Below are 12,785 nucleotides of genomic sequence, written 5' to 3' on the forward strand. Positions count from 1 at the left end.
GTTGTGCATGCCCCCGTGGCGATCGGTCAATGTTTAGAAAAATGAATGGGAAATCGACGCATGAAAAGAGTGATTCACTCAGGTAGAGCGAGTCTAGTGACGCTGATCGCCGCGTTAGCGCTCACGGCATGTGGTCAGGAGCAGCCACAGGAGCAGCAAAGCCAGCAGCAGGAGGCACCGCCCCACCCGGTGGAAGTCACTGAAATAGCGCGTCAGGATATACCGCTGGATAAATCCTACCCCTCGCTGTTGCGTAGCGACAGTGAAGTGACGCTGGTGGCGCGGGTGAACGGCTTTCTAGAGGAGCGTCACTTCGAGCCAGGCCAAATGGTGGAGCAGGGCGACCAGCTTTATACCATTGAGCCAGACCTCTATCAGGCGACCGTTAACCAGCGTGAAGCAGACCTGCAAAGTGCTCGTGCTGAGCTTGCCCGTGCCCAGCGCGATGCCCAACGCTTTGAGCAGCTGCTGAGCCAGAATTCGGTCAGTCGCCAACAGTACGACCAAGCGCTTGCCGACCAGCGCGTGGCTCAAGCCAATGTTGCCCAGGCGGAAGCGGCGCTGACCAGCGCTAATCTGGATTTAGGTTACTCCAACGTGACCGCGCCGGTATCGGGCATGATTAGCTTAAGCCAGATTAACGTTGGCAACTTGGTCAATTCCGGCACCGAGCTGGCCACAATTACGCCGTTGGATCCGCTGGAAGTGCGCTTCCAACTGCCCCAGCGCGATGCTTTTGAGCTGCGCCGCCAGCTTGGCAATGATGGCGATGCTTCCCAGATTACCGCCCGCTTGCGGGTGCCTGGCGTAGACGGTAGCGAAGGTAGCGAGCTTGAAGGCCGCCTGGACTTCCTTGGCTCGCGCGTGGACACCGGCACCAGCACCGTTCAAGCGTCTGCTACTTTTGCCAATCCCGATGGTGAGGTGCTGCCGGGGCAGTTTGTTCGTGTTCGTATTGAAGGGCTGAAGCGTTTTGATGTGCTAGCCGTTCCAGAAATTGCTGTCACCCAAGGCCTTATGGGGCCGCAGGTGTATGTGCTGGATGATGAGAACAAGGCCCGCGAGCGCACTGTTCAGCTGGGTGAAGTCGCAGGCCCGTGGCAAATCATCCGTGGTGGCTTGGAGCCAGGAGACCGCGTTGTGGTGGGCGATCCCGCTGGCCTAGAGGCGGGCGTGCTGATTGATCCCCAGCCGTTTGAAGGTAACGCCTCTGACGTGGTGGAAGAGGCTGAGCAGGAGCAAGCCCAGGAAGAAGCGCAGGCGGCAGAGGCGATGCAAGAAGCCGGTGGCGCACAACCCGCTGAAGGGGAAGAGGGCGCGCAATAATGAATTTCTCTAACTTCTTTATCGGCCGTCCGATTTTTGCCACGGTACTGGCAATTATCGTCACGCTGGTCGGTGTGATGGCCATGCGGGTGCTGCCGATTGAGCAGTACCCCAGCGTGGTGCCGCCGACGGTGTCGGTGCAAGCCCAGTTCCCCGGGGCGGATGCTGAAACCGTGGCACAAACGGTGGCCGCACCGCTAGCGGAGGCGATTAACGGCGTTGAGGACATGCTCTACATGACCTCCAACAGCGCCGATAATGGCACCATGAGCTTGAGTGTAGCGTTTAATATCGGCACCGATGGCGATATCAATACGATTAACGTCAATAACCGTGTTCAGGGGGCGCTTTCACAGCTGCCGGAGGCAGTGCAGTCTCAAGGTGTTACTGTCGAGCTGCGTTCAGACTCCATCCTGATGCTTGTTGCCTTGACCTCGCCCAGCGGGGATTACAGCAAGGTTTACATGCAGAACTACGCCACGCTCAACATTCTGGATGAGCTGCGCCAGGTGCCGGGGGTGGGTAACGCCGAGGTATTGGGTGGCGGCGAGTTTGCCATGCGGATATGGATGGACCCCGACAAGCTGGCTCAATACGATTTGACGCCTAGCGAAGTGGCCAGCGCTATTCGAACTCAGAACACCGAGATTCCCGCCGGTAACCTAGCGGCTACACCGCAAAGCGAACCGCGCGCCTATACCTATACGATTACCGCAGGCGGACGACTGTCGAGCACCGACGATTTCCGTGAAATTTTTCTACGTACCAACCCAGATGGCTCGTCGCTGCGCTTAGAAGATGTGGCACGTATTGAGCTGGGAGCTTCCTTTTACGGGGTTGATGCCCGGCTAAACGGCGCCACTATGACGCCGATTATCATCAACCAGCAGCCCGGTGCGAACGCGCTGGAAACTGCTGATGCGGTGCGGGCCACGATGGAAGAGCTGGCGGGGCGTTTTCCGCCAGGGCTTGAGTACGTAACCCCTTACGACACCACGCTGTTTATCGACGCGTCGGTGGAAACGGTCATCAAGACGTTTATTGAAGCGTTTCTGATCGTTATCGTCATTCTGTTTATCTTCCTGCAAAACTGGCGCTTTACCGTCATCGCGATGTCGGTGGTGCCGGTGTCGGTGATTGGTACCTTTGCGGGCTTCTATCTGTTCGATTTCTCGATCAACCTGCTGACGCTATTCGCCCTGGTGCTGTCGATAGGCATCGTGGTGGATGACGCGATACTGGTGGTAGAAAACGTTGAGCGGGTACTTAGCGAAGAGGACGATATTAGCGTTCGGGATGCGACTATTCGCGCTATGAAAGAGGTCGGTGGGCCGGTTATTGCTACCTCGCTGATTATGGCGGCAGTCTTTGTGCCGGTAGCCTTCCTGGGTGGCTTTACTGGGCAAATCTATCAGCAGTTCGCGATCACCGTGGCCATTTCGGTGGCGCTGTCGGCGCTGATGGCGTTGACCTTTACCCCGGCGCTATCGGCGATCTTTATCAAACACAATTTGCACCAGACCAAGCAGTCGGCGTTCAAGCGTGCCATCAGCACGCCGTTGCGCCTGTTTGACCGCTTCTTTGCTGGTTTCACTGCGGTTTATATGTGGTTTGTGAAGAAGCTGGTGCGCTTCTGGGTGTTGGCGCTGGCGTTAACCGTAGCCGTCGGTGCGGGTTCTTATTGGCTCTACGCGAATACGCCCTCAACGCTGGTGCCGGAAACCGACCAGGGGATCGTACTCGTTAGCGTCTCCTTGCCGGATGCCGCCTCGCTGAGTCGTACGCAGGCTTATATGGCTGAGTTAAGCGAGCAGGTAGAAGCCATTCCTGGGGTTGAATACTCCTCTGCGGTGGCGGGGTACGACATCCTGTCCAGCGCGGTCAATACGGCTCGCGGCATTATGTTTATCAATATGAAAACGTGGGCAGAGCGCGAGATAACCGCCAATGAGCTGGTGGGTCGTATCATGCAGTTGGGCGCCAGTATCGATGGCGGTTCAGCGATGGCCTTTAACGTACCGCCGATCATGGGGCTATCCACCACAGGTGGTTTCACCGGTTACCTGCAGTCGTTCGATGGTGCCTCCACCCGTGAGCTGTATGAAGCCTCGCTGAAAATCATGCAGGCCGCGAATCAGCACCCTGTACTTAACCGAGTGTTCAGTACGTTTAACGTGAACGTGCCCTCTTACCGGGCGGAAATCGACCAGCAAAAAGCGCTCAGCTACGGCGTAGCGCTGGAGAATATCAACTCTGCGTTGGCGAATACGTTCGGTAATGGGTTCGTGAACTACTTCAGTTACCAAAACCGTAACTTCCAGGTGTACTTACAGAACGAAGATGAGTTCCGTAAAACGCCGGAAGACGTCAACAACGTCTATGTGCGTGGTGGCAACGGTGAGCGTATCCCGCTCTCTGAGTTCGTGACTCTTGAGCGCCAAACGGGGCCTGCGGTGGTGTCACGGTTTGGGGTCTACGCGGGGGCCCAGTTCCAGGGTAACCCGGCAGCGGGCTACAGCTCGGCCCAAGCCATCGAGGCCATGGAAGAAGTGGTTCAAGAGACGCTGGGTGATAACTGGGGCATGGGCTGGACCGGTACGGCGTATCAGGAGTCCAACCTGGATAATACCGCAACACTTGCGATTGTGTTCGGTATTCTGATGGTGTTCTTGATTCTAGCGGCGCAGTACGAGAGCTGGTCGCTGCCGCTGGCGGTACTTACCGCAACGCCCTTTGCTTTCCTTGGCGGTATCGGTGGCATTGTGTTGCGCGGTTTGGATACCAGTGTCTACGTTCAGATCGGCATGCTGGTGGTCGTCGGTTTGGCGGCGAAGAATGCCATCCTGATCGTCGAGTTTGCCGAGCTGCAGCGTAAAGAGCTGGGTAAATCGATTCGCGAAGCGGCGATTACCGCCGCAGAGCTGCGCTTCCGGCCAATCGTCATGACCTCGCTGGCGTTTATCTTCGGCACCTTGCCGTTGGCCCTGGCGACCGGCGCAAGTGACGTGAGTAGCCACCATATCGGTACCACAGTGGCGATGGGTATGGCGTCAGTGGCGATTCTGGGCAGCCTGTTTATTCCCAGCTTCTACGCCATGATTGCCTCGGTATCGGATTGGCTCTACCGCAAGCGCCATCCGAATCAGGATCGCCAAGAGCAAGCGGAGCTTGGCCACGATAATGCTTAAGCGTTCTTGCTAGGCCTACGAAGGGCGCCCTTTAACAGGGCGCCCGTTTTTTTGTGTGGGGGCCTGACACGAGTCAAACGAAGGACTTCATAAGCCGATAAGATGAGCTACGCTAGTAGAGACCACCGTTTTCAGCTTGTGCTAATAAACGCTAATAAATAAAGCTTAGGTCAGGCGAAAACAACACTGGGCAACATGCCTGGAGGAGAACACGCCATGCAAACTCTCATATCGGCTGCTCTGCAGTTTCCTACCATCGTATTTACCTTCCTGTTGGCGCTGATCGCGCTCTATTGGCTGCTGGTGCTCATTCGGCTAGCCCCCTTGGAGCTGTTTGAGCGTGACAGCTTGCGCGATGACCATATGGCTAGCACGTTGGTATCGCTTGGGTTTGCCGGGGTTCCCGCCACGCTGGCGCTTAGCTTTTTGGTGCTCTTTGCCGGTGCGCTGTCGCTTGCTATCGAGCTTCTCGCGCTGCGTTGGATGGCGCTGGGGCTGCTCAGGGTACCGGTGGGGGTATTAGTGGTGTGGGCAGCGCTTGCTATTGCATCGCCCATTGCTGCTGCGGTATGTCATAGCATTCAGCGTGCATTGCACCGCTATCAGCCCTTTAAACGCCGCTGCTTGTTAGGGGCAACGGTGATCGTTGCTGAACGGCAAAACGATGAATACGCCACCGCTACACTGCTGAATGAGCCTAATAGCTCCGTGAGGCTGCACTGCAAAGCGGGAGATTGCCCCGAACAGGGAGAGCGTCGTGTACTGGTTAAGTACATAGCCGACGAGGGGGCTTACCGCAGCGTGGTGGAACAGCACTATATGGATACTCGGGTTCGCTTAAATAAACTGCGTCTGCAGCATAAGCAGCATCCTAATGGTTACCCAACCTAACTCAGCATGTTTTAACCAAACCAACGCCGCCACTGCTTCGCAAACCAGTGCAAGATAGAGGGCGAAGCAGTGGCGGTTGTTTCTGGTGCGCGGTAATGACTAAGTGGAACGTCGAGAAAGTGGCGAATCGGCGCTACCTGTACGGCTGTATTTAGCATGGGGGCGTGGCCACAACCATCTACAGTGAACGTTTTTAGTGATGGTTGAGCCTCGCTCATTCTAGGTAACGTTTCTGCATCCAGCAGGGTAGAGGTTTCGCCACGAATCACCATGACAGGGCAGCGGAGTTTGGCCCAATCGGCCCATATATCGCGAGGCGTATCGTGAATAAACTGCTCGCCAATGCGCGGGTCGAAGTGGTAGGTCCAGCTTCCGTCGGGTAGGCGGCGTGCGCTGCTCAGCGCTAGCTCCCGCCACTCCTCTTCTCTAGAAATGCCAAAACTGGCGTAGTGCTTGGTGAGCTCAGCTTTTAAGTCGGCAAAGTTGTTGAAGCGATGGGTAACGCCAAAGTAGCTAGAGAGCGCGATAAGGCCCTCTTTGTTTAGCTCTGGCCCGACATCGTTAAGAATTAACCGCGAGATGCGCGAGCGATGCTGATCATCTGCCGCGATGAGCAATCCCAGTAAGCCACCCATAGAGGTGCCCAGCCAATCCACGTGTTCGAGCTGGTAATGATCCAACAGCGCAATGGCGATGGTGATGTAATGGCTGTAGAGATAGTCGTGGGCGGGGAAAAGCGACCAGCTGGAAAGCCCGCGCCCCGGCGTGTCGGGTGCGATTACCCGCCATTCACTGCCCAGCTCCTGGGCTAGGGCAGCAAAATCACCGCCGTGACGGGCCAGCCCGTGCCAAGCAATCAGAGTCCTTTTAGCATCAGGGTTCCAAATGCGGACAGCGATATCAAGCTCACGCACACGGACAAACTCAAGTACATCCATTTAAGACTCCTATACAGGGACTTGCTCAGTATAGAAGTATTGCTGCAGTGCAGCGAGAAGGCTAGCGTTGCAGCATCTTAATTAAGGCATCAATGAGCTCAGCGCCTCGGGCTCGCAAGGAGAAGGCGTCGGGGTTACGTAGCCAATCGTGGAAAAGGCCACCTAACGTGGACTGCATCAACCGTGTGGCAACTTCTGGAGTGATATCGTCGCGTAGCAAGTGCTGCTGTTGGGCTAATTGAAAGACGAGAAGCATTTCGTCAAAGCACTCTTCGGAAATCTCGTCCTGCATCTCGATCGGGTTGATATCGCTAAAAAATTCACAGCGATGCAGCAAAATAGATAAGATGCGCTGGTGGGAGGGCTGTTCTAAACGGTTTAACCCCGCATGGCAGGCAAGCCGAATAGCTTCCAGCGGTGAGATAGTTGGGTCAGTATTATTGACCTCTTCCATCAGCGACTGGAACGGCATGCGTACCCGTTCCACCAGCGCCATGAAAAGGTCACCCTTATTTTTAAAGTGCCAATAAACGGCACCCCGGGTTAGGCCGGCATGGCGGGCGATTTGCTCAAGCGACGTGCGGGCTACGCCTTTTTCGAAAAACACCTCTTCAGCAGCATCCAACAGCGCTTCGCGAGTTGCAGCAGCCTCCGCTTTGGTTTTTCTTACCATGAAACCGTAACCTCGATATCGACACGTGATCGCTATATTTTATCTGAAGTACCGCCTCTTTTACATTCAAAACTGTATGGATAAGCTGTTTAAGTTGATAATGTAGGTTAGGAAGCTCGTCATTTAGTCTTAAAAAGCGTATAAGACGTATTTGAAAACGCTGTTTTAAAACGCTTTGGTCATCATGTGATGTGACCGGGGCAGCACTGCTTCAACGCACGTTTAAGGAATTGCAATGGCGCGAGCACCTTTCACTCTAGCTGGGCATACCGTCATGCCTGGGCAACGTTTACAGATCGACGTGCCGGTGGCGCGCTTGTATACCCATACGCCGCTACATATTCCGGTAGAAGTGGTGCATGGGCGTAAAGACGGCCCGGTGATGTTGGTATGCGGGGGGATTCACGGTGACGAGATTAACGGGGTCGAAATTGTCCGCCGTTTGCTGCGCTCTAAAGCGATTAACAGCCTGCGCGGTACGCTGATAGCGGTGCCCGTGGTGAACGTATTCGGCTTTCTGCAGCAAACACGCTACCTGCCTGATCGGCGAGATCTAAACCGTTGTTTTCCCGGCAGTGAAAAAGGCTCTTTGGGCGGCCGTATCGCTGCGCTGTTCCGCGAAGAGATTGTCGATCACGCCACGCATATTATCGACCTTCACACCGGCGCCATCCACCGCACCAATTTGCCGCAGATTCGCGCGCAGCTAAGCGCGGGTAGTGAAACTGAGCGCATGGCCGATGCTTTCGGTGCCCCGGTGGTGTTAAACGCTGAGCTACGTGAAGGCAGCCTGCGTCACTATGCTCAGAATCGTGGTATTCCGGTACTTACTTATGAAGCGGGCGAAGCGCTGCGCTTTGATGAGTGGGCGATTGCCCCCGGTGTAAAGGGTATTCTACGCGTGATGCGGCGCCTGGGGATGTTAGCAGGCGAACAGCGCCGCCGTGCGCCCGCACCGGCTGAGCTTGCTAATGGCTCTAGCTGGGCGCGAGCACCCATCGACGGCATTTTACGCCCCAAGGTGCGCTTGGGCGCGCGAGTGGCGAAAGGCGAGATACTTGGTCAAGTCGCTGACCCATTTGGTAATGACGAAGGCGAAGTGCTCGCCATGGCGGACGGTATTGTGATTGGCATGAGCCGTTTACCGCTGGCTAATGAAGGTGAAGCGCTTTATCACATTGCCCGTTTTGACGAAATTGAAGAAGCTGAAACGGCCATTGAGAGCTTCCAATCTAGCCTGACCCCGCCACCGGATGCGATGTACTAACATCCAACGCAGCTAATAAACAAAAGCTATTGCTCTAATAGCCAAGTATCTGGTGCCATGGATGGCGCAATACCTCCTTGTTGACTATACCTGTGTGGGGGCCGCTTTAGCTTACATTAAATAGTGTTGCAAAAGCGGTCATTTCCAGTGGTGCAGACCGTGCCATGTCGAGTGTGACAAGGAGGAAGAGCAATGAGCAGTGGTAGCCAGCATCCCACCACTAATGAGTCAGGTATTCCAGTTGCGAGCGACGAGCACGCGCTCTCGGTAGGCGCCGATGGCCCGATAGTGATGCACGATCACTATCTGATGGAGCAAATGGCAGCGTTTAACCGTGAAATGATTCCTAACCGCCAACCCCATGCTAAGGGCAGTGGAGCATTTGGCCACTTCGAAGTCACCCAGGATATCAGCCAATACACCAAGGCTAAATTTCTGCAGCCTGGCATGAAAACCGATGTGCTGATTCGCTTTTCGACCGTAGCGGGGGAGAGCGGTAGCCCGGACACATGGCGCGACCCGCGCGGTTTCTCGATTAAGTTTTATACCGAGGAAGGCAACTTTGACATGGTGGGTAACAACACCCCCGTGTTTTTCGTGCGCGACCCGATGAAGTTCCAGCACTTCATCCACTCCCAAAAGCGCCGTGCGGATAACGGCCTGCGCGATCATGATATGCAGTGGGATTTCTGGACGCTGTCGCCAGAATCTGCCCACCAAGTCGCGTGGCTAATGGGCGACCGCGGTGTACCGGCCACATGGCGGCATATGAACGGCTACTCCAGCCATACCTATATGTGGGTAAACGCAGAAGGCGAGCGGTTTTGGGTGAAGTATCACTTTAAAACCGATCAAGGCATTAAGTGCATGACCCAGGAACAGGCTGACCAGATGGCCGGCAGCGATGCGGATTACCACCGCCGCGACCTGTTTGAGGCGATCAAGCGCGGGGATTACCCCACCTGGACGCTGCAGATGCAGATCATGCCGTTTGAAGACGCCAAAACCTACCGAGTAAACCCCTTCGATCTGACCAAGGTGTGGTCTCATAAAGACTACCCGTTGATTGAGGTCGGTAAGCTGACCCTGGATCGTAACCCCACGGATTTCCACAGCGAGATTGAGCAGGCCGCGTTCGAGCCCAACAACATGGTGCCGGGCACCGGGCTTTCTCCAGATAAAATGCTCTTGGCTCGTTCTATTTCCTACGCCGATGCCCACCGTGCGCGGTTAGGGGTGAACTACAAGCATATTCCGGTTAATACGCCCAAAAGTCCAGTACATAGCTATACCCAGGGCGGCGCGATGCGCATTCGTCACTCCACCGACCCGGTGTACACGCCCAATAGCAAAGGCGGCCCCAAGGCAGACGGGCAGCGCTACCCGGAAGATGCGGTGTGGTCGACGGATGGGCAATTCGTGCGCGCCGCGTATACGCTGCGCAAAGATGATGACGACTGGAGCCAAGCACACATGCTGGTGCGTGAGGTGATGGACGATGCCCAGCGCGACCGTTTGGTTTCCAACGTGGTGGGGCATCTTTCCGGTGGCGTGACGGAACCGGTCTTGGAACGCGCCTTTGAGTACTGGCGCAATATCGATCAAGAAGTAGGCGAGCGTATTGAGCAAGGCATTCGCGCGCAGCAGTAGCCTCTCAAAAGAAAACGCCCAACGATAAAATCGCTGGGCGTTCGTTAAACCGCCAGCCTGTTGGCCGTTAGGTCACGGGCTGGCGGTTTGTTTGCTCGTCGATAGGCTCCGCTTCGAACTCAGGCTCACGAACCAAGCCGAGCGCGTCATCAAACAAGCGTAAGCCTGCACCCTCTTTATGTGCGTGCTCCGAGAGATGACGACGGAACCGACGCCCGCCAGGGCAGCCCTGAAAAAGCCCCAACAAATGCCGAGTAATGTGGTTCAGTTTGGCACCTTCATCCAACCGCTGCTGAATGTATGGGCGAAACGCCGTGGCCGCTTCCAAGCGTGTACGCGCCGGGCCCGGCTCGCCAAAGAGCTGCTCATCCACACCCGACAATAGCCACGGATTTTGGTACGCCTCACGACCCACCATCACGCTATCCACCTGCTCAAGTTGCGCTTGGCACTCCGCCAGGGTTTTAATCCCGCCGTTGATACCAATATGCAGTTCAGGATGGCTCTGCTTTAGTCGGTGCACGCGGGGGTAATTTAGCGGTGGAATATCGCGATTCTCTTTCGGCGATAGCCCCTGAAGCCACGCCTTGCGGGCGTGCACGGTAAATACTTCACAGCCTGCTGAGGCCACAATATCAATAAACCGTGCTAAATCGGCGTCTTCATCCTGGTCATCAATACCAATACGACACTTCACCGTGACCGGGATCGACACCGCCGCCTGCATGGCCTTCACCGCCGCCGCCACTTTTTCGGGATGGCCCATGAGGCACGCGCCAATCATATTGTTCTGCACCCGGTCGCTAGGGCAGCCAACGTTCAGATTGACCTCATCATAGCCCCACGCCTGCGCAATCGCCGCGCACTCCGCCAGCTCACCCGCATCGCTGCCTCCCAACTGCAAAGCAATCGGATGCTCCACCTCGCTATAGCCCAAAAAGCGCTCGCGAGGAGAACCATGCAGCACCGCCCCCGTGGTCACCATCTCGGTGTACAGCAGCGCCCGCTTGGTGAGCGTGCGCGCGAAGGCGCGGTAGTCGCGGGTAGTCCAGTCCATCATGGGTGCCACAGAAAACCGGCGTGCCGCGTCGGCAGGGCTTTGACTAATCATTTCAATCACTTGTACCTTTAAGATACTGTTTGAATATACATGTTAAGTACTCTCTGATACCGTCCATAACCATGCCGGGTGTACCAATAACGTACCCATGGCACTGGATTTGGTGAATCGGCGAGGGGGTGGTACATCGTGGCGACGTATCAGAAAAGGGGTGCTCGGTGGCGAGCTATTGTACGCAAGAAGGGGCATGCAGTTCAAAGTAAGACGTTCACGACAAAGGCCCGTGCTCAAGTGTGGGCTAACCAAGTCGAGCGCGACCTCGAGGCGGGTTTGATTGGCCAGGGGGTGGCTCCCACCCTGGGTGATCTTATGGAGGGGCATCTACGCCACCTCGACGTCATATCGAGTCGGGGCCGGAAAAACAAAACGGCGGCCAATAACCTGCTCAAGGGATTCGATTCCGAATGGCTGGTATCAGACCTGACGTACCAGCACCTGGCCGATTACTGTCGTGCTCGGATCGATATAGACGGCGTGAGCCCTGCAACGGTCCAACTGGACATACTATTTCTCTCGGGGGCGGTCACGACCGCAGTGGTAGAAGGGCGATTGCACAGTGAGTACAAGAGCAAGGTGTCTGCCTGGAGGAAGGGGCTACAGCGGGCGGGGTTGGTGGGGCATCCCGAGAGCCGTGATCGTCGGCCGCTGCCGGATGAGCTGGCAGAGCTGCTCACGCACACGAAGCACAATCGGGCGCTGCGACGTATCAACTACTACGATCTGGTGCGTTTTGCCGTCGATTCGTGCATGCGGCTTGATGAAATATGCTCGCTGCGCTGGGATGACTTCTCGCCAGAGGATGGCACGGTGGTCGTGCGCCTGCGCAAGCACCCGACCAAGAAGACCGACCAAGTGGTGCCGCTGATGGGCGAGGCCCAGGCAATTATCGAGGCCCAACCGCGCGAGGATGAGCTGATTTTTCCGTTCAACTCCGAATCGGTATCCAATGGCTTCCGGCGTATTTGCACTTATCTGGATATCAAGAACCTGCATTTTCACGACTTGCGTCATGAGGGGATTAGCCGCTTGTTCGAGCGCGGCTATCAGATCCAGGAGGTGGCGATGGTGTCCGGGCACCGAGACTGGAAAAGCCTGCAGCGTTACGTGAATTTGCGGCCGGCGGAACTCGCGGCGAGGGATCGAGCGCGTTAAGCCGCGCTCTCACGCTGGGCGTCGATGTACTTGGCAGCATCGGCAATATGCACCATCGGTTGGCGGGCGGTGCGGGTGAGGGGCACCGGGAAGGTGCCTTGCGCGATCCGGTTGCGGGCGGTTTGTAGCGACACGCCCATGATGTCAGCACAGAACACTTCCAGCGGTATCAGCGGCTTTTCGTAGCACGCCAGCAGCATGAACTCGGTTTTCATGATTGGCTCTCTCCCTTTTGTTTTGCCCGCCAGTGGTTGAAGCGGTTGCGGATCATGCGGAACGTTTGGCGCGCATGATAGTTGCTATCTAGCTCGGCGCGGCTTTCGATGTTGCAGGCGGCTATTAACCAATCACGTGCGTCTTTTGCGTTATGTGTGCCATCGGGTAGCTGGCTTTCTGTCAGGTTGTGCTTGAACCGTCGACGGCGATCCAGGTAAAGCTGGAAAGCAGGATCAGAGCACAGCATTGCCGCTTGCCTGGCCACTACACCTCCTTTGGGGAGAGGTGGCGTTTGAGATGGAGTTGACTGGGTCATATCACCCCCCAGAACGTCAGTAAGTGTTCAACCGCCAAGTACCAGGCA

Annotated in this window: 11 protein-coding genes; 6 read left to right on the plus strand and 5 right to left on the minus strand. The window is 56.1% G+C overall.

Annotated features, from left to right (window positions below):
• Positions 1 to 60: 60 nt before the first annotated feature.
• The 3 genes from ACIGG6_RS03380 to ACIGG6_RS03390 all read left to right on the plus strand — a co-directional run bounded on the left by ACIGG6_RS03380 (position 61) and on the right by ACIGG6_RS03390 (position 5,405).
• Positions 61 to 1,326, plus strand: a complete 1,266-nt coding sequence (locus tag ACIGG6_RS03380; protein ID WP_399842228.1) for an efflux RND transporter periplasmic adaptor subunit — start codon at positions 61 to 63, stop codon at positions 1,324 to 1,326.
• A complete protein-coding gene (locus ACIGG6_RS03385) occupies positions 1,326 to 4,514 on the plus strand; it encodes an efflux RND transporter permease subunit (RefSeq protein ID WP_399842230.1) in 3,189 nt (1,062 codons plus the stop codon). The genes ACIGG6_RS03380 and ACIGG6_RS03385 overlap by 1 nt, the downstream gene beginning before the upstream one ends.
• A 216-nt stretch (positions 4,515 to 4,730) precedes the next feature.
• Positions 4,731 to 5,405 carry a hypothetical protein gene (locus ACIGG6_RS03390; RefSeq protein ID WP_399842232.1) on the plus strand — a complete coding sequence of 225 codons (675 nt, stop codon included), beginning with the start codon at positions 4,731 to 4,733 and terminating at the stop codon, positions 5,403 to 5,405.
• Between the two features lie 11 nt (positions 5,406 to 5,416).
• On the opposite strand, the gene ACIGG6_RS03395 is transcribed toward ACIGG6_RS03390, so the two are convergent.
• Both ACIGG6_RS03395 and ACIGG6_RS03400 read right to left on the minus strand, forming a co-directional pair.
• A complete protein-coding gene (locus ACIGG6_RS03395) occupies positions 5,417 to 6,343 on the minus strand; it encodes an alpha/beta fold hydrolase (RefSeq protein ID WP_253505356.1) in 927 nt (308 codons plus the stop codon).
• Positions 6,344 to 6,404: 61 nt separating this feature from the next.
• On the minus strand, positions 6,405 to 7,016 hold the full coding sequence (locus ACIGG6_RS03400; RefSeq protein ID WP_253505353.1) for a TetR family transcriptional regulator: 612 nt from the start codon (positions 7,014 to 7,016) through the stop codon (positions 6,405 to 6,407).
• A gap of 235 nt (positions 7,017 to 7,251) precedes the next feature.
• Here ACIGG6_RS03400 and ACIGG6_RS03405 point away from each other — a divergent pair, with 235 nt between their 5' ends.
• Together ACIGG6_RS03405 and ACIGG6_RS03410 are read left to right on the plus strand one after the other, a co-directional pair.
• The gene (locus tag ACIGG6_RS03405; RefSeq protein ID WP_399842234.1) at positions 7,252 to 8,283 is read left to right on the plus strand and encodes a succinylglutamate desuccinylase/aspartoacylase family protein; all 1,032 of its coding nucleotides are present in this window, start codon (positions 7,252 to 7,254) and stop codon (positions 8,281 to 8,283) included.
• Between the two features lie 192 nt (positions 8,284 to 8,475).
• Positions 8,476 to 9,933, plus strand: a complete 1,458-nt coding sequence (locus tag ACIGG6_RS03410) for a catalase (RefSeq protein WP_399842236.1) — start codon at positions 8,476 to 8,478, stop codon at positions 9,931 to 9,933.
• Positions 9,934 to 10,000: 67 nt separating this feature from the next.
• Here the strand turns inward: ACIGG6_RS03410 and dusA are convergent, their stop codons facing one another.
• Complete coding sequence (dusA, locus tag ACIGG6_RS03415; RefSeq protein ID WP_399842237.1) at positions 10,001 to 11,044, minus strand: tRNA dihydrouridine(20/20a) synthase DusA; 1,044 nt, start codon at positions 11,042 to 11,044, stop codon at positions 10,001 to 10,003.
• Positions 11,045 to 11,182: 138 nt separating this feature from the next.
• Here dusA and ACIGG6_RS03420 point away from each other — a divergent pair, with 138 nt between their 5' ends.
• Entirely contained in the window at positions 11,183 to 12,205 is a 1,023-nt protein-coding gene (locus ACIGG6_RS03420) for a site-specific integrase (RefSeq protein WP_399842240.1), read from the plus strand.
• Here the strand turns inward: ACIGG6_RS03420 and ACIGG6_RS03425 are convergent.
• Positions 12,202 to 12,420, minus strand: a complete 219-nt coding sequence (locus ACIGG6_RS03425; protein ID WP_399842242.1) for a pyocin activator PrtN family protein — start codon at positions 12,418 to 12,420, stop codon at positions 12,202 to 12,204. The genes ACIGG6_RS03420 and ACIGG6_RS03425 overlap by 4 nt on opposite strands.
• Positions 12,417 to 12,737 (minus strand): hypothetical protein, encoded by a 321-nt coding sequence (locus ACIGG6_RS03430; protein ID WP_399842245.1) that lies wholly within the window; start codon positions 12,735 to 12,737, stop codon positions 12,417 to 12,419. Before ACIGG6_RS03430 ends, ACIGG6_RS03425 begins: the two co-directional genes overlap by 4 nt.
• Positions 12,738 to 12,785 lie beyond the last annotated feature (48 nt).

Origin of the sequence: Vreelandella lionensis (assembly GCF_044543515.1) — a bacterium.
Lineage (GTDB): Bacteria > Pseudomonadota > Gammaproteobacteria > Pseudomonadales > Halomonadaceae > Vreelandella > Vreelandella lionensis.